19 protein-coding genes are annotated in these 20,470 nt (G+C 55.6%); 16 read left to right on the top strand and 3 right to left on the bottom strand.

From position 1 onward, the window contains the following. The first annotated feature begins 195 nt into the window (after window positions 1-195). The 4 genes from ACMV5I_RS13280 (at window position 196) to ACMV5I_RS13265 (ending at window position 4,685) form a co-directional block, all read left to right on the top strand. Window positions 196-1,131, top strand: coding sequence for an autoinducer 2 ABC transporter substrate-binding protein (locus ACMV5I_RS13280; protein WP_254611996.1), 936 nt, complete (start codon window positions 196-198; stop codon window positions 1,129-1,131). A gap of 74 nt (window positions 1,132-1,205) precedes the next feature. Beyond that, window positions 1,206-2,687, top strand: a complete 1,482-nt coding sequence (locus ACMV5I_RS13275; RefSeq protein ID WP_414824550.1) for a sugar ABC transporter ATP-binding protein — start codon at window positions 1,206-1,208, stop codon at window positions 2,685-2,687. A 76-nt stretch (window positions 2,688-2,763) separates the two neighbouring features. Beyond that, entirely contained in the window at window positions 2,764-3,702 is a 939-nt protein-coding gene (locus ACMV5I_RS13270) for an ABC transporter permease (RefSeq protein ID WP_037413257.1), read from the top strand. A 2-nt stretch (window positions 3,703-3,704) separates the two neighbouring features. Then, a complete protein-coding gene (locus ACMV5I_RS13265) occupies window positions 3,705-4,685 on the top strand; it encodes an ABC transporter permease (protein WP_414824548.1) in 981 nt (326 codons plus the stop codon). Window positions 4,686-4,764: 79 nt separating this feature from the next. On the opposite strand, the gene dpiA is transcribed toward ACMV5I_RS13265, so the two are convergent. Continuing rightward, window positions 4,765-5,451, bottom strand: coding sequence for a two-component response regulator DpiA (dpiA, locus tag ACMV5I_RS13260; protein WP_024486486.1), 687 nt, complete (start codon window positions 5,449-5,451; stop codon window positions 4,765-4,767). A gap of 323 nt (window positions 5,452-5,774) precedes the next feature. Between dpiA and citC the strand changes: the two genes are divergently transcribed. The 9 genes from citC to ACMV5I_RS13215 all read left to right on the top strand — a co-directional run bounded on the left by citC (window position 5,775) and on the right by ACMV5I_RS13215 (window position 14,855). After that, on the top strand, window positions 5,775-6,845 hold the full coding sequence (gene citC, locus ACMV5I_RS13255; RefSeq protein WP_121607247.1) for a [citrate (pro-3S)-lyase] ligase: 1,071 nt from the start codon (window positions 5,775-5,777) through the stop codon (window positions 6,843-6,845). Further along, on the top strand, window positions 6,845-7,153 hold the full coding sequence (gene citD, locus ACMV5I_RS13250; protein WP_071680964.1) for a citrate lyase acyl carrier protein: 309 nt from the start codon (window positions 6,845-6,847) through the stop codon (window positions 7,151-7,153). The genes citC and citD overlap by 1 nt, the downstream gene beginning before the upstream one ends. A 7-nt stretch (window positions 7,154-7,160) precedes the next feature. After that, window positions 7,161-8,054, top strand: coding sequence for a citrate (pro-3S)-lyase subunit beta (citE, locus tag ACMV5I_RS13245; RefSeq protein ID WP_390901725.1), 894 nt, complete (start codon window positions 7,161-7,163; stop codon window positions 8,052-8,054). After that, window positions 8,054-9,559: a citrate lyase subunit alpha gene (gene citF / locus ACMV5I_RS13240; RefSeq protein WP_021180303.1), complete on the top strand. Its 1,506-nt coding sequence runs from the start codon at window positions 8,054-8,056 to the stop codon at window positions 9,557-9,559. Before citE ends, citF begins: the two co-directional genes overlap by 1 nt. Before the next feature lie 4 nt (window positions 9,560-9,563). Next, window positions 9,564-10,112, top strand: a complete 549-nt coding sequence (gene citX, locus ACMV5I_RS13235; RefSeq protein WP_141132522.1) for a citrate lyase holo-[acyl-carrier protein] synthase — start codon at window positions 9,564-9,566, stop codon at window positions 10,110-10,112. Next, window positions 10,093-10,986 (top strand): triphosphoribosyl-dephospho-CoA synthase CitG, encoded by an 894-nt coding sequence (citG, locus tag ACMV5I_RS13230; RefSeq protein ID WP_414824547.1) that lies wholly within the window; start codon window positions 10,093-10,095, stop codon window positions 10,984-10,986. Before citX ends, citG begins: the two co-directional genes overlap by 20 nt. Window positions 10,987-11,017: 31 nt before the next feature. Beyond that, window positions 11,018-12,481, top strand: a complete 1,464-nt coding sequence (locus ACMV5I_RS13225) for an anion permease (protein WP_414824546.1) — start codon at window positions 11,018-11,020, stop codon at window positions 12,479-12,481. A 362-nt stretch (window positions 12,482-12,843) separates the two neighbouring features. Beyond that, window positions 12,844-14,076, top strand: coding sequence for a bifunctional glucose-1-phosphatase/inositol phosphatase (gene agp / locus ACMV5I_RS13220; protein WP_284121338.1), 1,233 nt, complete (start codon window positions 12,844-12,846; stop codon window positions 14,074-14,076). Window positions 14,077-14,159: 83 nt separating this feature from the next. Continuing rightward, window positions 14,160-14,855, top strand: coding sequence for a 4'-phosphopantetheinyl transferase family protein (locus ACMV5I_RS13215; protein ID WP_414824545.1), 696 nt, complete (start codon window positions 14,160-14,162; stop codon window positions 14,853-14,855). Window positions 14,856-14,962: 107 nt separating this feature from the next. Here the strand turns inward: ACMV5I_RS13215 and rarD are convergent, their stop codons facing one another. Further along, the gene (gene rarD / locus ACMV5I_RS13210) at window positions 14,963-15,841 is read right to left on the bottom strand and encodes an EamA family transporter RarD (RefSeq protein WP_284121340.1); all 879 of its coding nucleotides are present in this window, start codon (window positions 15,839-15,841) and stop codon (window positions 14,963-14,965) included. Between the two features lie 263 nt (window positions 15,842-16,104). Between rarD and alkB the strand changes: the two genes are divergently transcribed. Next, the gene (gene alkB / locus ACMV5I_RS13205) at window positions 16,105-16,752 is read left to right on the top strand and encodes a DNA oxidative demethylase AlkB (protein ID WP_261445043.1); all 648 of its coding nucleotides are present in this window, start codon (window positions 16,105-16,107) and stop codon (window positions 16,750-16,752) included. Here the strand turns inward: alkB and ACMV5I_RS13200 are convergent. Further along, window positions 16,714-17,670 carry a LysR family transcriptional regulator gene (locus ACMV5I_RS13200; protein ID WP_414824544.1) on the bottom strand — a complete coding sequence of 319 codons (957 nt, stop codon included), beginning with the start codon at window positions 17,668-17,670 and terminating at the stop codon, window positions 16,714-16,716. The genes alkB and ACMV5I_RS13200 overlap by 39 nt on opposite strands. Window positions 17,671-17,754: 84 nt before the next feature. On the opposite strand from ACMV5I_RS13200, the gene ACMV5I_RS13195 reads away from it, so the two are divergent. Together ACMV5I_RS13195 and ACMV5I_RS13190 are read left to right on the top strand one after the other, a co-directional pair. Continuing rightward, window positions 17,755-18,384, top strand: a complete 630-nt coding sequence (locus tag ACMV5I_RS13195; protein ID WP_261155271.1) for an alanyl-tRNA editing protein — start codon at window positions 17,755-17,757, stop codon at window positions 18,382-18,384. A 115-nt stretch (window positions 18,385-18,499) separates the two neighbouring features. Continuing rightward, window positions 18,500-20,125, top strand: a complete 1,626-nt coding sequence (locus ACMV5I_RS13190) for a TIGR04028 family ABC transporter substrate-binding protein (RefSeq protein WP_166732916.1) — start codon at window positions 18,500-18,502, stop codon at window positions 20,123-20,125. Window positions 20,126-20,470 lie beyond the last annotated feature (345 nt).

Genomic DNA, 20,470 nt, shown 5'->3' with positions numbered 1-20,470 from the left:
TGTAGAGTCCCTCTACGGGAATGTTGTGCAGATGTAAAATCGGCATCCCGGGAAATCGTCACTAACAATAAAATATAAATAATACCAATGTGTTATCTCGCTATTTGGCGGTTATGCCTCAACCTACATTAGATCCGGGAGTGTTAGATGAAAAAATTGAGTGTGAAAACGTTATTGGCGGCCAGCCTGTTCAGCATGCTGGTGGGCTCGGGCGGTGCATTGGCGCAAGAAGTGGAAGTCGTCAATATTTCGAAAATCGCCGGAATGCCCTGGTTCAACCGCATGGGGGAAGGTGTGGAACGTGCCGGTAAAGACCTGGGTATCAAAGCCTACCAAGTTGGCCCATCCAGTACCGACGCCCCACAACAGGTTAAAATTATTGAAGATTTGATCGCCAAGAAAGTCAGTGCCATCAGTATCGTGCCGAACGATGCCGATGTGCTGGAACCCGTATTCAAGAAAGCGCGTGACGCCGGTATCGTGGTATTAACCAACGAATCACCAGGGCAGCCTAGCGCTAACTGGGATATTGAAATCATCGATAACGCCAAATTTGCCGCCGACAACGTGGAAGAAATGGCAAAAGCGATGGGCGGCAAAGGAGGGTATGTCATTTATGTCGGTAGCCTGACTGTGCCACAACATAACCTGTGGGCAGATTTATTTGTTAAATACCAGAAAGAGCATTATCCGGACATGTTTGAAGTGACCAGCCGTATGCCTGTCGCTGAGAGCATTGATGACTCACGCCGCACCACACTGGATCTGATGAAAGCACATAGCGACCTGAAAGGTATTGTGGCCTTCGGTTCACAAGGCCCAATTGGTGCAGGTCGCGCAGTGAAAGAGAAACGGGCGAAAAACAATGTCCACGTATTCGGCATGATGATCCCCTCTCAGGCAGCCTCGCTGATTAAAAGTGGTGATATCGCCATGGGGGTCACTTATGACCCAGGTTCTGCCGGTTATGCACTGACTGCCGTTGCTGACAAGGTGCTTAAAGGTGAGAAGATCGAAACAGGCATGGAGATCCCAGGGGTGGGTAAAGCGGAGGTTGATCAGGATAAACACCTGATTCAGTTCCACAATGTGCTGCGAGTCACCAAAGACAACGTGGATTCTCTGTATTAATTCCCCCGCATTACCGCAGAGCCGGGCCCCTTGCTCGGCTCTGTAAACAATGCCCGCCTGGAGTAAGAGGATGTATGCAGCCATTTATTACCCTGGAAAATATCAGTAAAACCTTTTATGGCGTCAAGGCGCTGAATAAGGTGGCCATGACCCTGTTGCCGGGTGAGGTACATTGCCTCGCTGGGCAGAACGGTTGTGGCAAATCAACACTGATCAAGATTATCTCCGGTGTTTACCAACCCGATAGAGATGCCGCCATTATTATTGATGGCAAAACCTATTCAACCCTGACCCCTATTGAGTCTGTCCGCCTGGGGATCCAGGTTATTTATCAGGATTTATCCTTATTCCCGAATCTGACCGTGGCTGAGAATATCGCCATGAACCATTATCACCATCAGATGTGGGTGAATAAACGTCAGATGCGGGAGACCGCCGAGCGCGTTATTAACAGCATTGATGCCCACCTTAATCTGGACGAATTGGTTGAGAATTTATCCATCGCCCAGAAACAATTAGTCGCTATCTGCCGTGCACTGGCACAAGAGGCCCGCCTCATTGTGATGGATGAACCAACCGCGTCGCTGACACGGCAAGAAGTTAACGGCTTGCAACGGGTGGTGCATGAGCTGAAATCACGCAATATCTGCGTGGTATTTGTGAGCCACCGGTTGAGCGAAGTGCTGGAGATTTCAGACCGTATTACCGTCCTGAAAGATGGCCAGTGGGTTGGAACCTACCCCGCTGCTGAAGTGGATAATCAACGGCTGGCCTGGCTGATGACGGATATGAAATTTGATTTTCAGGTACTACCGCCTTACAGCGCAGCGCGCCCGGTCGTGCTGGCAGTGGAAGCGCTTTCCCGCGGCAACGAATACCAGAATATCTCACTGGCTTTGCATCCAGGCGAAATTGTCGCGCTGGTTGGTTTGCTGGGGTCTGGCCGCACAGAGCTGTGCCTCAGTTTATTTGGTTTAACCAAACCCGAGTCGGGCAGCATTCGAATCAATGATAAGCCAATGCGGTTCGCCAGTAACCGCGATGCCATTGCCGCCGGAGTGGGCTATGTCTCGGAAGACCGAATGAGCACCGGGCTGATTATGGAGCAATCAATCCGCGACAATATCAGTGCCACGGTATTACACCGGCTTAAAAATGCCTTTCACCTGATGCGGGCCGAGCGAGTCGACACACTGGTCGAAGACATGGTGAAACATCTGTCGATCAAAATCGGTAATAGCGACCTGCCGGTCAATACGTTATCCGGTGGAAATGCCCAGCGTATTGCCATCGCCAAATGGCTGGCAACCGACCCGCAAATACTGATCCTCGACTCGCCGACCGTTGGGGTCGACATCGCCAACAAGGCAGGCATTTATAATATTATCAATGCATTGGCGGCGCGGGGGATTGCGGTATTAATGGTTTGTGATGAGATTGATGAAGCTTACTTTAATAGCCACCGTATTCTGGTTATGCTGTCCGGGCGGCTGGTGCAGGAGTTCTTGCCGAGTAACTGCAGCGAAGCTGCCATTGCGGAGGTAGTCAATGGCTAATCCCCATGCACTCAATAAGCCTGATGTAGGCAAAACAGGTTTATTTAATAAAGAGCATCTGAAACGCCACGAAGTTATGTTGGCTTTTACCATATTGATTATTTCGACTTATCTTGCTTTCACCAGCCCAGAATTTCTGACGCTCGCCAATATTTATGATTTGATAAATAACTACGCCATGCTGACCATTTTGGCTTGTGGTTTTTTTATCGTTTTGATTTCTGGCGGTATTGACATTTCATTCCCGGCGATGACCATTATTTCGCAATATGTCATGGTGACATTCATTGTGAAGTTTGGTGGTAATTTCCCGGTGGCTTTCGCATTGGCAGGAGGCATCGGCTTGTTGCTGGGGTTGATCAATGCGCTATTGGTTAATCGCCTGCGGGTGCCGTCCATCATTATTACCATTTCCACGCTGAATATCTTCTACGGATTGCTGCTGTATCTCAGCCGGGGTGTCTGGCTGTATACCTATCCGGAATGGTTCGAACATGGGCCAATGCTGTTCTCCTTCACCGCCGCTGACGGTTATGACTATGGCCTTTCGCTGCCCATTTTGACCTTGCTGGCGACGATTATTGTCACTGCTTTGGTGATGACACGCACCAGCATTGGCCGGCAAATTTATGCGTTGGGCGGTAATCAGGAAGCGGCATCCCGTATGGGGTTCAGCATTGTAAAGCTGCAACTGTTTGTTTATGGCTATATGGGGTTTTTATCCGGTATCGCCGGTGTGGTGCAGTCCTATACCGTCTTGACGGTGGCACCGGACTCGTTGCTGGGTTATGAACTTACCGTGCTGGCGGCGGTGGTGTTGGGCGGAACCAGTATTGTCGGTGGACGGGGAACCCTAACCGGCACTCTGCTCGGAGTGATCTTGCTGGCAATATTGCAAAATGGTTTGAATTTACTGGGTATTTCGTCTTACTGGCATAGCGTGGTGATCGGTCTGGTGATAGTCATCAGTATCAGTGTGACTGCCTGGGGCCAACGTCATAAGGTAGGGATATAACCATGTCGAAAACAACTCAACGCGATCATACCGAGCGCTGGTTGGTGGCACTGCTGGTACTGGTAGCGGGCGTGTTCAGTGTGCTGATCCCACAGGTATTCTGGTCTGCGGCCAATTTCCAATCCATCGCCTCACAAATCCCCGTCGCGGGGATATTGACGTTGGCAATGGCGATCACCATGCTGACCGGTGGCATCAACTTATCCATCATTGCCACTGCGAACGCCAGTGCGCTGGTGATGGCCTGGGTGTGTACCCATCTTGAGCCAACGTTCAGTTCATTGATAGTGATGCTGTTGGCGGGGGGGGCGGTTGCCTTGGTGGTGGGGATCATCAATGGGGTGCTTATCTCGGTGGTTCGGGTGTCCCCAATTCTGGCGACACTGGGCATCATGACCTTGCTCAAAGGGATAAATGTGCTGATCTCCAAAGGCTCGGCGATTTCTAACTTTCCGAGCTATGTACTGGCATTGGACCGCAGCTATTTTCTTGGGGTTCCAGTACCGCTTTACCTGTTTGCCGTGGTGGCATTGCTGCTTTGGCTTATGTTGGCCAAGACCCCGCTGGGCCGTCAGATATACCTGTCCGGCTCCAACGAGAAAGCCACCTTTTACTCTGGGATTAACACCCGCCGCACGCTGATTTGGGTCTATGTCATTTCCTCGTTACTGTGCGCCGTCGCGGCGTTGCTGATGATGTCGAAACTCAACTCGGCCAAAGCCTCCTACGGTGAATCACTGTTGCTTATCACTATCCTGGCGACGGTATTAGGCGGGGTAAATCCTGATGGTGGATTTGGTAAGGTGTTCGGCATTGTGCTAGCGCTGTTCCTGTTGCAAATGCTGGAGAGCGGGCTAAATATCATGGGAGTCAGTAGCTATATCACCATGGCACTGTGGGGGTCGCTACTGCTGGCGTTTATCTTTGTCAAAGGTGCAAAAGTCCCGGCATTGCGTTTCTTACGGCAGAACAAACCGTTGTAGTGATAGTGCAAGTTCACCAAACAGGTTCGACAGCCTCCAGGAGCAGCCCACTACATCACTGTATGTTGGGCGCTCCTATTTAGCCATTGCTTGCAGAACGATAGATCCGCTGGGGTCTGCCCACTTTGCCGTAAATAATCTCTGCAACTAATTGATCGTTGGCGCTGAAAAACTCCAGATAACGCCGGGCGGTGGTGCGGCTCAGCCCAATCTGTTGTGCCACGCTTTCCGCCGTATGACGCACCTGCGGATCTTCGAACAAATCGCGGATCTTCATCAGCGTCAGCTCATCAATGCCGGTGGGTAACGCGGTCTGATCGCCGCCGCGGGCGTAGGTGTTGAACATTTCATCAATGCGGCGTTGGTTGACCCGCGCCTTGTCTTTCAGCGCTTCGCGCCGTTGGCTAAAGCGCTGCAGGGTTTGCGCCAGCCGGTCATAGGCCAGGGGTTTGATCAGGTAATCGAACACGCCATAGCGCAGCGCTTCGGCCACGGTGTCCATATCGCTGGCGGCGGTGATAAACACAATGCCACCGCCGTAGCCTTGTAGCGTCAGCTCGCGCAGCAGTTCTATGCCCTGGCCATCCGGCAGGAAATTATCCAACAGGATCAGATCGGGTTTGAAACGCTCGGTCATCGTGCGTGCCTGTGCCAGGGTGCCCGCCAGCCAAATCTGCCGGCATCCGCCATTCTGCTTGATGAATTCCGCATGCATTTCTGCCAACGGCGTTTCATCCTCAACAATCAGAATATTTAGCCACTCCATGTTAATTCCCCGTTGCTTAATTATGCTGCTAATTAAATCTCAGCGAGATGGTTATTTAATTAAACACTATGTCGCTAATAAAAACTATAAAAATAATTAAGTAAATAAAAACCATTAAACAACTTATTTACTGCGGGTAGATTGTGAAATAGGTCAATAATCAGGGCGTTATTTGTGTTTAACATGGCGCCATTAAATACCCCGTTCGCGTTATAGACCATTTCAACTCGATGGTTTTTAAGGTTTTTATTACACCTTAATGTTAACCCTAATGGGATTTTGTATTTCAAATGTTATTGATAAGTTATTTTAGAGAGACTGACATGTTGGGCGATACCGTATTTAATCGGGTGAAGAGATCGGATCACAAAAATATAGCGGCAATTAATGCTTTTTTGCGTAGTAACGATCTGAATATTGATACCACGGTCGAAGTTTTTATCACCGTGACCCAGGGCGAGCAATTGGTTGCCTGCGGAGGTATCGCCGAAAATATTATCAAATGCGTGGCCATCAGCCCGCAAATGCGCGGTGAAGGCTTGGCGTTATCATTGGCGACCGAACTGGTGAATCTGGCCTATGAGCGCCATCACACCCAGCTGTTTATCTATACCAAAGTGCAGAATGAGGCGCTATTTCGCCAGTGTGGCTTTTACCCGATTGCCAGCGTGCCCGGCATCGTGGTGCTAATGGAAAACAGCCCGTGCCGCCTGAAGCGTTACGCCGCGCAACTGGCTCGCGAGCGCCAGCCGGGCGATACCATTGGCAGCATCGTGATGAATGCCAACCCTTTTACCCGTGGCCATCAATATCTGGTGCGGGAAGCCGCCGCCCGCTGTGACTGGCTGCATCTGTTCCTGGTGAAAGAAAACACCTCGCGCTTCCCGTATGACGATCGCCGCGATCTGGTACTGAAGGGCACCGAGGGGATCACCAATCTGACGGTGCATGAGGGGTCACAATACGTGATCTCCCGTGCCACTTTCCCTTGCTACTTCATTAAAGAGCAGGGAGTTGCCGATGACTGTTACACCGAAATCGATCTGAAAATCTTCCGCCAGTATCTGGCCCCCGCGTTGGGCATCACGCATCGATTTGTCGGCAACGAACCGTTCTGCGCCGTAACGGCGAAATACAACCGCGACATGCGTTATTGGCTGGAAACTCCGGCGCTGCCTAGCCCACCGATCGATCTGGTGGAAATTGAGCGCTTGCAGTACCAGGGCACGGCGATCTCTGCCTCCTGGGTGCGCAAGTTGCTGGCCGCAGGAGACTTCCACGCCGCCGCGCCTTTGGTGCCGAAAGACACGCTGTACTACCTGCAGGATCTGCAGGCACAGCGCCGGGCCAAGCCAGTACCGCAAGAATTTGAGTCCGCACAATCAGGTGAATGATGAAAATAATCCGAGAAGCAATGGCCGGCACGCTGGAATCCAGCGATGTCATGGTCCGTATCGCGCCAGCAGAAGGCCCGGAACACGATCTGCTGATTGCCAGCAGCGTGGAAAAACAGTTCGGCGATGCCATCCGCCACACCCTGTTGCAGGTTTTGCAGCAGTACGACGTGCCGCCGGTGCAGGTGATTGTCGACGATAAAGGCGCACTGGACTGTGTGCTGCGTGCACGGCTGGAAACCGCGCTGATGCGTGCCAGCGAAACCGCCACGCTGCCTTGGGAGGAACGCCGTGAAAACGCTGAATAAACACCGCATGCGCCGCAGCATGCTATTCGTGCCGGGGGCGAATGCCGCCATGGTCAGCAACGCCTTTATCTATCAGGCCGATGCGTTGATGTTCGATCTGGAAGACTCGGTGATCCTGCGTGAGAAAGACGCGGCCCGTCGCCTGGTGTATCACGCGCTGCAACATCCGCTGTATCAGGAAGTAGAAACCATTGTGCGCGTTAACGCCCTGGATTCGGCCTATGGCCTGGCGGATCTGCAAGCGGTGGTGCGTGGCGGAGCGGATATCGTCCGTCTGCCAAAAACCGACACTGCGCAGGACGTGGTGGATATGGAGCGTGAAATCGCCGCCATTGAACGTGCCTGTGGTCGCCCGGTCGGCAGCACTGGCCTGCTGGCGGCGATCGAGTCCGCACAGGGCATCACCAACGCGGTGGCGATTGCGCAGGTTTCCCCAAGGTTGATCGGGATTGCGCTGGGTGCCGAAGACTATGTGCGCAATCTGCGTACCGAGCGCTCGCCGGAAGGCATTGAACTGCTGTTTGCCCGTTGTTCACTGTTGCAGGCCGCCCGCTCAGCCGGGATCCAGGCGTTCGATACCGTCTATTCCGATGCCAACAACGAAGCGGGTTTCCTACAGGAAGCGGCGCTGATCAAACAGCTGGGCTTTGACGGTAAATCCCTGATTAACCCACGCCAGATCGAACTGCTGCACAACCTGTACGCACCAACCGCCAAAGAAGTGGCCCATGCCCAGCGAGTGGTTGATGCGGCAGAAGCGGCAGAAAAAGAGGGGCGCGGCGTGGTTTCGCTGAACGGCAAGATGGTCGATAGCCCGGTGATTGAGCGGGCCCGTCTGGTACTGCAACGCGCAGCGCTTTCCGGCGTGCGTGAAGAACCGAACCACAGCGAGGAAGCATGATGAAACGCCAACAACGCCTGATGACCTTGAACAATCACGCCGAGATGCGGCTTTATCAGGAAGCCTCCAAGGCCAACCTGCAGGCGCGTAAACCGCGCGACATCAAACGCTGTGAGTCGCTGGAAGTGGCGATCCGCCGCAGCGGTCTACAGGACGGTATGACCATCTCTTTCCACCACGCATTCCGTGGCGGCGATCTGGCACTCAACCAGGTGATGGATGTGCTGGCGAAGATGGGCTTCCGCAACCTGACGCTGGCCTCGAGTTCATTGACCGATTGCCATGCGCCGCTGGTCGGCCATATTCGCAACGGGGTGGTGAGCCGCATTTATACCTCCGGCTTACGTGGGCCGTTGGCGGACGCCATTTCGCGCGGTCTGCTGAAAGAGCCAGTGCAGGTTCACTCGCACGGTGGCCGGGTCAACCTGGTCGAGTCGGGTGAATTGCAGATCGACGTTGCCTTCCTCGGGGTGCCGACCTGCGATGAGTTCGGCAATGCCAACGGTTATACCGGCGATGCCTGCTGCGGTTCGCTTGGTTACGCCAAGGTGGATGCCGCTGCTGCCCGTAGCGTGGTGCTGCTGACCGAAGCGATCGTGCCTTACCCGCATCATCCCGCCAGCCTGGCACAGGATCAGGTCGATCTGATCGTGCAACTGGAGCGCGTAGGGGATGCGGACAAGATCGGGGCCGATGCTACGCGTATGACCTCCAACCCGCGTGAGCTGCTGATTGCCCGCCGTGCTGCCGAGGTGATCGTTGATTCCGGTTACTTCACCGAAGGCTTCTCCTTACAGACCGGCACCGGTGGCGCTTCGTTGGCGGTAACACGCTTCCTGGAAGACAAGATGCGCGCTCGTGGTGTCCGCGCCGGTTTTGCACTGGGCGGCATCACCTCCACCATGGTGGATCTGCATGAGAAAGGCCTGATCGGCAAATTGCTGGACGTGCAGAGCTTTGACCGTGCGGCGGCCATGTCATTGGCTCGCAACCCAAATCATATCGAGATCAGCGCTAATCAGTACGCCAACTTCAGTTCCAAGGGCGCATCGGTTGACCGCCTGGACGTGGTCGTGCTGAGCGCGCTGGAAATTGACACCGGCTTTAACGTTAACGTGCTGACCGGCTCCGACGGGGTGATCCGTGGTGCTTCCGGTGGCCACTGTGATACTGCAGCGGCGGCACGGTTGGCGATTATTGTCGCGCCGCTGGTGCGTGGCCGCATTCCTACGCTGGTTGAGCAGGTGACCACCTGCGTTACGCCGGGCTCCAGCATCGACATTTTGGTGACCGACCACGGTATTGCCGTTAACCCGGCCCGCCCAGAGCTGGCGCAGCGGTTACGCGATGCTGGCCTGCAGGTGGTCACCATCGAATGGCTGCGTGAGCGTGCGCTGGTATTGACCGGCGAACCGAAACCGATCGCCTTTACCGACAACGTGGTGGCCGTGGTGCGCTATCGCGACGGTTCGGTGATTGACGTCGTACATCAGGTCGCGGAGTAACGCCATGGCTTACATCTCCCCCGAATTGGCCGCCAGCCGCGCCGTAAGTTTGCCCGAACTGCTTTCCAGCCGTGAATGCCGGCAGGCACGGCAACAGGCGTGGCTGGCGCGCCATCCTACCGCCACGCTGGTGGTGCTCACTCTGGTGGTGCCGGGGGCGGTGAAAGACAGCCCCATGACGCGGCGCGTGTTCAACCTGGGCAGGCAGGCTCTGCAGCAGATGTATCGCCAGCAAGGCTGGCTTTGTTTGCAGCAGAAGACCCTGGCGCTGCCTACCGGCTGCGAAGGCTATCTGGCGCTGCAAGCCGATGCCCACGCGGTGAAAGAGGCCGCCATTCAGCTGGAAATCCAGCAGCCGATTGGCCGCCTGTGGGATATCGATGTGCTGACCCCGCAAGGAAAGATCTTGTCGCGGCGCGAACTTGGTCTGCCTGAACGCAACTGTCTGCTGTGCAATCAGCCAGCCAAGATTTGCGCCCGCCAGCAGAGCCACAGCACCGAACAACTGCTCAATGCTATGGAAAGGATGCTCAATGATGCACTCCCAGCCTGATTGGCAGCCGACGGTTACAGATCTTTCGCACAGCCAGCGCTTTGCCCGCGACGCCTATCGGGCGCTGTTGGTGGAGGTCAACCTGACGCCGAAACCGGGGTTGGTCGATCGCCACAACAACGGCGCGCATCGCGACATGGATATTGGCCATTTCTATCGCAGCTCAAGGGCGATTGGCCGGTGGCTACCCTATTTTATCCGCCAGGGTATGGCCGACGCCGTTTTGCCTGCCGAGCAGCAGCTTGCACGCCTGCGCCCATTGGGCATGGCCTGCGAAGAACAGATGTTCCGCGCCACTGGCGGCATCAACACCCATAAAGGCAGCGTGTTCTCGCTAGGGCTGTTGTGCTGCGCCCTTGGCCGCTTACAGCAACAACAACGGCAGATAGATGCCCAAAGCCTGTGTGATGAAGTGGCCCAGATGTGCCGTGGGTTGGTTAGCCGAGAGCTGCAACGCAACAACGCGGGCCAGACGGCAGGACAACGGTTATTTGCCGAGTTTGGCCTGAGCGGTGCCCGTGGTGAGGCCGAATCCGGCTTTCAGCGGGTGATTGGCGGCTCATTGCCGCTGTATCGCCAGAGGATCGCCAGTGGGTGTGGCGAGCAGGTCGCGCTGCTGGACAGCCTGCTGTGGCTGATGGCGCATAACGATGATACCAACGTCGCCTCGCGGGGCGGCATCAAAGGGCTGCGCTGGTTACAACACTACGCCAGCCAGTTATTGGCACAGGGAGGGGCAGGGACGGCACAAGGAATTGCCCGTATACGGCAGTTCGACGTTGCGTGCATCGCCCGCAATCTCAGCCCCGGCGGTAGTGCCGATTTATTGATAGTCACCTGGCTGTTGGCGCAGTTGCCGCAGACGGGGGCTTAAAAAAATAACGAAGCCTTCAGGAGAAGTGTCCATGTCCGAAACCAAAGAGAAAATCTGGAAAGCGATCGCCCCGTTGGTGGTGCTTGCCGTCCTGTTAATGATACCCACGCCGGAGGGCATGCCACCGCAAGCCTGGCGTTACTTTGCCATCTTTGTGGCGATGATCGTCGGTATGATCCTGGAGCCGATCCCGGCCACGGCGATCAGCTTTATTGCCGTGACCGTCAGCGTGCTCAGTTCCAACTGGGTGCTGTTTGGTGCCGAAGAGCTGGCCAATCCCAGTTTTAAAGCCGGTAAAGAGGCGCTTAAATGGGGGCTGGCCGGATTCTCCAGTACCACCGTCTGGCTGGTGTTTGGGGCCTTTATCTTCGCGCTGGGCTATGAGGCCACCGGGTTAGGGCGACGCATCGCGCTGTTCCTGGTGAAGTTCATGGGCAAACGCACCTTGACGCTGGGCTACGCGGTGGTGATCATCGATATCATGTTGGCGCCGTTTACCCCGTCCAACACCGCGCGTACCGGTGGCACCGTATTCCCGGTGGTTAAGAACCTGCCGCCGCTGTTTGATTCCTTCCCTAACGATCCTTCCTCACGCCGCATTGGTGGTTACCTGATGTGGATGATGGTGGTGGGGACCAGCATCAGCTCCTCCATGTTTGTGACCGGTGCGGCACCTAACGTGTTGGGTATTGAGTTCGTCAACAAGATTGCCGGAATCAATATCACCTGGATGCAATGGTTCCTGGCCTTCCTGCCGGTTGGGCTGCTGCTGCTGATCGTTGCACCGTTGATTTCCTACTACCTGTATAAGCCAGGCGTAACCCACAGCAATGAAGTGGCTGGTTGGGCCAATACGGCACTGGGGGAAATGGGGAAACTGACCCGCAAAGAATATACCTTGATCGGCCTGGTGTTACTTAGCCTGTGCCTGTGGGTGTTCGGCGGTAAAATCGTGGATGCGACTACGGTGTGTTTGCTGGCGGTATCGCTGATGCTTGCCCTGCACGTGGTCAGTTGGAAAGACATCACCAAATACTCCAGCGCCTGGAATACCCTGGTTAACCTGGCAACCTTGGTGGTGATGGCCAGCGGCCTGAGCCGTTCCGGCTTTATCGACTGGTTTGCCACCACCATGAGCACCCATCTGGACGGTTTCTCACCGAAGATGACGGTCGTCCTGCTGGTACTGGTGTTCTACTACGCGCACTATCTGTTTGCCAGCCTGTCGGCCCACACCGCGACCATGCTGCCGATGATCCTGGCGGTAGGTAAAGGCTTGCCGGGCGTGCCGATGGAGCACCTTTCCATCCTGCTGGTGTTGTCTATCGGTATCATGGGGGTATTGACCCCGTATGCCACTGGCCCAGGGGTAATCATCTACGGCTGCGGCTATGTGAAGTCGAAAGACTACTGGCGTCTTGGCGGTATCCTCGGCGTGGTGTATATCGCGGCGCTGCTGTTGATCGGCTGGCCAATTCTTAGCCTGTGGTATTAAGTTAATCGGCGGCCATCCACGGATGGCCGTTACAAACCGAAACTGATTTACAAAGGTAGGGGCGCTGCATGCTGCGCCCGCTTTGCTGTATGTTGTCCCCGTTTCACTTCGTCACCAATCTGGTCAGCCGTCCCTTCCTCCGTGACGCCCATCACACACTTTCATGTCGAACGCCGTCATTATACAAATCCAACGTTAACCCACTCAAAACATACCCGTCGTCTTTCAAGTTGCAGCGTTGTTACCTGCACTATCTCACCCCAGTCACTTACTAAACGTAAGCTCCTGGGGATGAGATAGCTTGTCGCCTAGCTGCAACTTGAAATCCATAGGGTAAAATCATATTTAGGGAACCTCTGCGGATGAGAAAAAAAACGTTATTATTTTGCCTGCCTTTGCTGTTCAGCGGCACCGCCTTTGCCGAGAACGACGGTTATCAACTTGAACAGGTGCTGGTGATGAGCCGCCATAACCTGCGCGCACCGTTGGCGAACAACGGCAGCGTGTTAGCCCAGTCCACGCCGAAAGCCTGGCCACAGTGGGATACGCCAGGTGGCTTGCTGACCACCAAGGGCGGCGTGCTGGAAGTGTATATGGGCCACTATTTCAACGCGTGGCTCAAGCAGGCGGGCATTTTGCCGCAGGAAGGTTGCCCGGCCGCTGACAGCGTTTACGTGTATGCCAACAGCCTGCAACGCACCGTAGCCACCGCGCAGTTCTTTACCAACGGCGCGTTCCCTGGCTGTGATATCAGCGTGCATCATCAGGAGAAAATGGGGGAGATGGATCCTACCTTCAACCCGATTATCACCGACAACAGCGAAACCTTTAACCAGCAGGCGCTGAGCGCCATGAATGCCGAGCTGGCATCGCTGAAGCTGGACGCCTCCTACAAACAGCTCGAGCAGATCATCGACTACAAAGACTCTCCTGCCTGCAAGACTGACAAGCAGTGCAATCTGGCCACGGAACCGAACAAAATGAGCGCGGTGCCGGGGAAAGAGCCAGGCGTTTCTGGCCCGCTGAAAGTGGGTAACTCGCTGGTGGATGCCTTTATGCTGCAGTATTACGAAGGCTTCCCGATGAAAGACGTGGCCTGGGGCAAGATTGTGACGCCGCACCAGTGGCAGCAGTTGGCCAAGCTGAAAGATGGCTATCAGGATTCGCTGTTCACCTCGTCGGTCGTTGCCCAGAACGTTGCCAAGCCGCTGCTGACCTACATCAATTCGGCGCTGATCAGTGAGCGCAAGGCAGATTCTCCGAAGCTGACCGTGCTGGTGGGGCATGATTCCAACATTGCTTCCTTGCTGTCTGCGATGAAGTTCAAGCCGTATGAGTTGCCGAAGCAGTATGAGAAAACCCCGATTGGCGGCAAGCTGGTGTTCCAACGCTGGCATGATGGCAAGGGCGATCGCGATCTGTTGAAGATTGAGTATGTCTATCAATCAACCGAACAGTTGCGTAATGCCGAACCGCTGACGCTAAGCACCCCGCCGCAGCGCGTCACCCTGGCGCTGGAAGGCTGCCCGGTAGATAAAGACGGCTTCTGCGCCTGGAGCGACTTTGAAAAAACCATGAAGGACGTCTTGCATTAACCGTGCTGCCGGGGCGAACCGTTTCGCCCCGGCCTGCCGCGCGGTATATACTGTCTCAACGGACCCCTTGTCACGGATGAAACGTGCTCTCTTCTTTTATTCTCAATGCTGAATTATTGCCGGTTGACGGCTTTGCTGGCCTGATCGCGCAGTGTCACTTCTCTGTCGCGGATTATCACGACGATCTGTTTGCTGCCGCCGGTATCGATTTCCCTGAACATGTCGCACCCGCAGTCGCCAAACGTAAGGCGGAATATCTGGCCGGGCGCTATCTGGCGCGCTGGGTGTTGGCAGAGTTGGGCCATCAGGATTTCACTTTATTGCGCGGGGAGAAACGTGAACCGCTCTGGCCCGCCGGGATTGCCGGGGCGATCAGCCACAATAATGATACGGCGCTGTGTGCCGCTCAGCATGAGCGTGGGGCAGGTGGCGTGGGCATTGATGTGGAAACGCAGATCCCGCCAGCTCGAGCAGAAGAGTTGTGGAGCGGCATCGTCAATGAGGACGAATGCCAGTGGTTACGTCAACATCCACAGCCTTTTAATCTGCTGTTGACGCTGGTGTTTTCCGCCAAGGAAAGCCTGTTTAAGGCGCTTTACCCGCAGGTGCGCTGCTACTTTGATTTTATTGATGCGCGGGTGACCAAGCTGGATATGCAGGCACAGACGTTTGAGCTGGAATTGCAAAAAACGCTGACGCCGCTTTGCCACTCAGGCCGCCGCTTTAGCGGGCGTTTTTGGTTGCAAGGTGACGCTGTCACAACATTGATTTATTTTTAAAATCAATGAATTGTAAGGTAAAAGATGCTCAGCCGTAGGGGCGCCGCATGCTGCGCCCATTGAGCTGCAAGAAGCCTCGCCCTACGTAATGAGTCCAGTTTTCAGCATTACATTCTTCTGCGTAGCAGATGGCGCGCACCTTCCAGTATCAGCAGCATGACCGCCAGCCAGATCGGGATATAGGTCAGCCATTGGTTGGCGTTAATGGTTTCACCCAATAGCAGCGCGACGATCACCAGCAACACCGGTTCTACATAGCTCAGCAGGCCAAACAGGCTGAACGGGAGCAGGCGGCTGGCCAGGATATAGCATACCAGCGCCAGCGCGCTGATAATGCCCAACAGCGGGATTTGCAAATACAGCAGCGGTTTGGCCGTCAGCGCCGCCAGCGGTTCTGAGCCACCAAGCGCAAACAGCGCGGCGACCGGCAGCATCAGCGTCAGCTCACACCACAGCCCGCCCAGATGATCGGTGCCCAAGCGGCGGCGCAGAATAAAGTAAATGGGATAGCCTAACGCGACAACCAGCGTCGACCAGGAAACCCCGCCCACCAAGATCAGCTCATTACCCACGCCAACCAATGCACATAGGGCTGCCATCTTTTGCAGCACAGACAGGCGATCGCGGAAAAACACTCGCCCTGCCAACACCATGGTCAGCGGCAGCAGGAAATAGCCGAGTGAGACATCCAGCGCCATACCGTGCAGCGGTGCCCAGAGGAATAGCCACAGCTGAACTCCCAGTATGGAGGTGGTCAGCAGCAGCAACAGCACGCGTTGCGGGCGCTGCCGTAGCCAGTGCAGCATTTCTTTCACCCGCGCCCAGTCGCCGGAAAACAGCATAAACAGCGTCAGAAACGGCAGCGTCAGCAGGGTGCGCCAGCCATAGATTTCCTCGCCGTCGAGTGGGGTTAGCATTGAGGTGTAGTAATACATCACGCCGAACAGCAGAGAAGCGACGACGGAAAGTATGATGCCTTTGATCACCAGCGTTCCTGATTATTTACCCGTCGTCTTTCAAACTACAGCGTTGTTGACTGCGCTTGCTCACCCTAGTCACTTACTAAAAGTAAGCTCCTAGGGATGAGCAAGCTGGCCGCCTAGCTGAAGCTTGAAATCCATAGGGTATAGATTAAGATCCAGCGGCTACTCTAAGGTTATTTAGCTCTAACAACAATGAATTACGCCGGGCTGGACAACAACGGCCAAGCGGTTAGAATTACACCTGTGTATTTATCCAGGTAAAGGCGATGACAATCGATCTGTTTGAAGATGCGCTGCCGCCGCCCTGGCGTGAGGAAATCGCGCCGGGGGCGGTGGTGTTGCACGGTTTTGTTCGCGAGCACGGGCCGGAACTGCTGGCGGCGGTCAACGGCGTAGTGGCACAGGTGCCTTGGCGGCATATGACTACGCCGGGCGGTTTCACCATGTCCGTGGCCATGAGCTGGTGCGGCAACGGCTGGAACAGCGATAGCAATGGCTACCGCTATTCGCAACGCGATCCAGGTTCTGGCAAAAGTTGGCCAGAAATCCCGGCAATTTTGCTGGCATTGGCCGATGAAGCGGCCTTGCAGGCCGGGTTCGGTCATTACGTCCCGGACTCCTGCCTGATGAACCGCTACGATCCGGGCAGCAAGCTTTCGCTGCATCAGGACAAAGACGAGCATGATTTTACGGCACCGATCGTTTCGGTATCGCTGGGGTTACCGGCTGTTTTTCAGTTTGGTGGCCTGCAACGCAGCGACAGAACGCGGCGCATCCCGCTGGCCCACGGTGACGTGGTGGTCTGGGGCGGCCCGTCTCGATTGTGTTTCCACGGCATCATGCCGGTAAAAGAGGGCTATCATTCGCTGGTGGGGTCACACCGCATCAATATCACTCTGCGCAAGGCGCTTTAACGCGGGTTCCTGGCCTAAACTTGCCACCAGATAATCGATAAACACTCGCAGCTTGGGGGGCAGATGCTGAGTTGGCGCATACAGCAACCAGAGATCGCCATGATAGCTGCTGAGGAAATCCCACTCTGGCAACACCTGCACAATCTCACCGCTGGCAAGCGCCTGGTGGGCGGTAAAGTAGGGCAGGCTGCCGATACCGATATGCTGTTTCACCGCGTCTAACCGAACTCCGGTATGGTTGGCGGCATAGCGCCCCCGGACATTGACCGAAACCGTCTTGCCGTTGCGGCGAAAACGCCAGCGCGCGTCGCTGGGCGTCTCCCCCAGGTAAATACAGCTATGCTCCGTCAGATCTCGCGGGTGACGCGGCGTGCCCTGTTGGGCCAGGTAATGCGGAGTGGCGCATAGCAAATGTTCGATGGTCATCAACGGGCGGCCGATCAGGCCCGGTGACGGGCGGTCGGTGATGCGCAGCGCCAGATCGACCCGATCGTCGATCAAATCCATGTAACGGTCCTCCAGCCGCAGATGGACATCTACCTGCGGATAGCGCCGCAAGAACTCTGGCATATGAGGGTGCAGGACAAAGTGCCCGACGGCCTTCGGTACGCTGACGCTGATTGTGCCTTCCGGCTCTGAGCTGCTCTGGCCGCTGATGGTCAACACTGAGTTGGCGGCATCCAGCATGCTGCGGCAGCGTTGAAATACGGCCTCGCCTTGCTCACTCAGGCGCAGTTTGCGGGTGGTGCGGTGCAACAGCCGTACGTTCAGCGCTTGTTCCAACCTGGCAACGCTGCGGCTGGTGGCAGAAGGCGAGGTGCCTAACTGGCGGGCGGCCGCGGAGAAGCTGCCGCTTTCCACCACCTGAACAAAAACGGCCATTTCAACCAGCAGTGCGGTGGAAAGATTTGTGCTCACAGCGCAAAGGTCCATTGTAATGAAGACGGATTATCAGCCGATTATGGCACGAATATAATAACGGCGTTAACCAGGAGAAAGCTCATGACCGAACGACTTTATTATTATCACGATGATTTGCAGCTCCAGGCTCAGGTACTGGCCTGCACGGCGCAAGAGGATGGCAGCTACGCGGTGCAGTTGGATGCCACGCTGTTTCACCCACAGGGCGGCGGGCAGCCGAGCGATAGCGGCACGATCGGTGGTGTAGCGGTATTACGTGTTGCCGCGCAGGGCGATCAACTGCTCCATTATCTGGCCGAACCGTTACCTTGTGGCCCGGTCACGCTAGAGATTGATGGGGAACAACGGCACCTGCATACCCGCTGGCATTCTGCCGGGCATCTGATTGGCTGGCTGGGGGAAGGCCAAGGCTGGCAGCCGGTGAAAGCGCACCACTGGCCGGGGGAAGGGCGCATTACCTTTGCACCGGGTGCACAGGCAACAGAATTGCAACCAGACTATTTGCAACAACGGCTGACGGACTTGATCGCCGCCGACTTGCCACGCAGGCAGCAGGAACAGCAAGGCGTTCGTCAGGTTGGGTTTGGCGATCTGCCTGCTTATGGCTGCGGAGGCACCCATGTGCGTTCGCTGGCGGAGTTGGGCAAGGTGCAAATTACCGCCGTCAAGATGAAGAAAGGGCAGTTGATTGTGCAGTATCAGGTGGATTGATGGCGCGTTACTGCTTTTTTCATCATTAGTTAGCTAAATTAGTTCGTTCAACTCCGTGCCGTTTTGGTTTGTTATCTAACCCATAACAAACCGACATAAAGAAGGCACGGCACCCATGTTTAATTTTCCTTTCAAGACGTTAACCAGCGGACTGGCAGTGGTATTAGGCGCTGCGGCTGCGGCGAGCCCGGCCATCGCGGCGGTGCAGGGCGGCACGCTGATCTATCTGGAGCAGCAGGCTCATACCAACCTGTATCCCCCTTCCGGCGGGTTTTATCCCAACGGCGGTATCCTTAACCAGATCACCGACAAGCTGACCTACCAGAACCCGAAAACGCTGGAGATCGAACCCTGGATCGCCGAGTCCTGGTCCAGCAACCCCGATAAAACGGAATACACTTTTAAACTGCGCCCCGGTGTGACCTTCTCCGACGGGACACCGCTGGATGCCAACGCGGTAGCCAAGAACTTTGATACCTATGGTCTAGGCAATAAAGCGCTGCGCTTGCCGGTTTCCGAGGTGATCAATAACTATGACCACAGCGAGGTCATCGATCCGCTGACGGTGAAATTCTATTTCAAACGCTCGTCCCCAGGCTTCCTGCAAGGTACGGCGACCATCGGCTCTGGGCTAGTATCGCTCAGTACGCTGAACCGCCAATACGATGAACTGGGTGATGCGCGCCATATTATCGGCTCTGGTCCGTTTGTGGTGAGCGGTGAAACCCTGGGGCGCGAGGTCGATCTCAGCGTACGCCAAGACTATCGTTGGGGACCAGCCAAGCTGGCTCAACAAGGGCGGGCCAATCTGGATGCCATCAAGGTGATCGTCACCCCGGAAGACAGCGTGCGGATTGGCGCGTTGCAGGCCGGGCAGGCGGACTTTATTCGCCAGATCCAGGCTTACGATGAGAAGCAAACCCAGGATCAGGGCTTTACGATCTATGCCGCACCAACCCGTGGCGTCAACGACAGCATTGCCTTCAGACCAGACAATCCGCTGGTGGCCGACATTCGCGTGCGGCAAGCGCTGCTGCATGCCACCGACAGCAAACAGATCGTCGATACGCTGTTCTCCGCCAACTATCCACAAGCCAAATCGGTGATTGCCTCCTCGGCAGCCGGTTTTGTCGATCTCTCCGATAAATTGACCTTCGATCTGGCGAAGGCCAACCGCCTGCTGGATGACGCCGGTTGGCAAAAGGGCAGCGATGGTCTGCGCCAGAAAGACGGTAAAAAGTTGTTGTTAACGGTGTATGAGTCGCTGCCGCAACCGCAAAACAAGGCGGTGCTGCAATTGGTCTCGCAGCAGTGGGGCAAGGTGGGGGCGCGGTTGAATATCTTGGCAGGCGATGCGGGCAGCCGGGTGGCGGATAACCTCGATCCACAAAAGACCCCGGCTTCGGTGGTCGAAGTGGGCCGTGCCGATCCCGATGTGATTAAAAGCCAGTTTTATCCCACCAATCGTGATGGCCTGTTGCAGCAGGGTGGCACCAGCCAGAACAGTAAATTTATCGACAACTCACTGAACCAACTGCTGCTGGGGATCGCCTCTGAGGTGGATCCGGCCAAGCGCTTACAGATCGCCGGTGAGGCTCAAAAGTATCTGCTGGATCAGGCCTATGTGATCCCGTTCTTTGAAGAGCCGCAGGTCTTTGCCGGTGCTCCCTATCTGAAAGGCGTCAACTTTGAAGCCGTGGGTCGACCAAGCTTCTATGGCGCGTGGTTAGAGAAACGCTAAGCCCGAACTGCCTGCACCCCTCACCCCAACCCTCTCCCCAAAAAGGAGAGGGAGCCAGTTCAGCGTGGTGGTCAGGTGCGGAGTAAATCGAGGTACGGACAGTTCTGCCGATATGAGCACCAGTATAAAACGTGGTATGGGCGGCCCCCTCACCTCAACCCTTTTCCACAGTGAGAGGAAGCTGGAGCGGTGTTGTGTCCAGGTGCGGAAGTTGGTTTGTAGTGCGTTAGTTTTCGTTCGCTAGTTCGAGGCCAAAGTCAGGCACGGAAACTCATTGGTGGCACGGACTGTCCCCTCTCCCTGTGGGAGAGGGTTAGGGTGAGGGGCCACAACGCCATATTCGAG

The sequence above is a fragment of the Serratia sp. T13T92 genome, from assembly GCF_047530105.1.
In the GTDB taxonomy this organism is placed as follows: domain Bacteria; phylum Pseudomonadota; class Gammaproteobacteria; order Enterobacterales; family Enterobacteriaceae; genus Chania; species Chania fonticola.
This window is presented reverse-complemented; position numbering and strand designations above follow the sequence as displayed.

What these genes read in the sequence shown, in the direction of transcription:
- ACMV5I_RS13280 (WP_254611996.1), top strand. Translation starts at nt 196, where the DNA reads ATGCTGGTGGGCTCGGGCGGTGCATTGGCGCAAGAAGTGGAAGTCGTC.
- ACMV5I_RS13275 (WP_414824550.1), top strand. Translation starts at nt 1,206, where the DNA reads ATGCAGCCATTTATTACCCTGGAAAATATCAGTAAAACCTTTTATGGC.
- ACMV5I_RS13270 (WP_037413257.1), top strand. Translation starts at nt 2,764, where the DNA reads ATGTTGGCTTTTACCATATTGATTATTTCGACTTATCTTGCTTTCACC.
- ACMV5I_RS13265 (WP_414824548.1), top strand. Translation starts at nt 3,705, where the DNA reads ATGTCGAAAACAACTCAACGCGATCATACCGAGCGCTGGTTGGTGGCA.
- dpiA (WP_024486486.1), bottom strand. Translation starts at nt 5,451, where the DNA reads ATGGAGTGGCTAAATATTCTGATTGTTGAGGATGAAACGCCGTTGGCA.
- citC (WP_121607247.1), top strand. Translation starts at nt 5,775, where the DNA reads ATGTTGGGCGATACCGTATTTAATCGGGTGAAGAGATCGGATCACAAA.
- citD (WP_071680964.1), top strand. Translation starts at nt 6,845, where the DNA reads ATGAAAATAATCCGAGAAGCAATGGCCGGCACGCTGGAATCCAGCGAT.
- citE (WP_390901725.1), top strand. Translation starts at nt 7,161, where the DNA reads ATGCGCCGCAGCATGCTATTCGTGCCGGGGGCGAATGCCGCCATGGTC.
- citF (WP_021180303.1), top strand. Translation starts at nt 8,054, where the DNA reads ATGAAACGCCAACAACGCCTGATGACCTTGAACAATCACGCCGAGATG.
- citX (WP_141132522.1), top strand. Translation starts at nt 9,564, where the DNA reads ATGGCTTACATCTCCCCCGAATTGGCCGCCAGCCGCGCCGTAAGTTTG.
- citG (WP_414824547.1), top strand. Translation starts at nt 10,093, where the DNA reads ATGATGCACTCCCAGCCTGATTGGCAGCCGACGGTTACAGATCTTTCG.
- ACMV5I_RS13225 (WP_414824546.1), top strand. Translation starts at nt 11,018, where the DNA reads ATGTCCGAAACCAAAGAGAAAATCTGGAAAGCGATCGCCCCGTTGGTG.
- agp (WP_284121338.1), top strand. Translation starts at nt 12,844, where the DNA reads ATGAGAAAAAAAACGTTATTATTTTGCCTGCCTTTGCTGTTCAGCGGC.
- alkB (WP_261445043.1), top strand. Translation starts at nt 16,105, where the DNA reads ATGACAATCGATCTGTTTGAAGATGCGCTGCCGCCGCCCTGGCGTGAG.
- ACMV5I_RS13195 (WP_261155271.1), top strand. Translation starts at nt 17,755, where the DNA reads ATGACCGAACGACTTTATTATTATCACGATGATTTGCAGCTCCAGGCT.
- ACMV5I_RS13190 (WP_166732916.1), top strand. Translation starts at nt 18,500, where the DNA reads ATGTTTAATTTTCCTTTCAAGACGTTAACCAGCGGACTGGCAGTGGTA.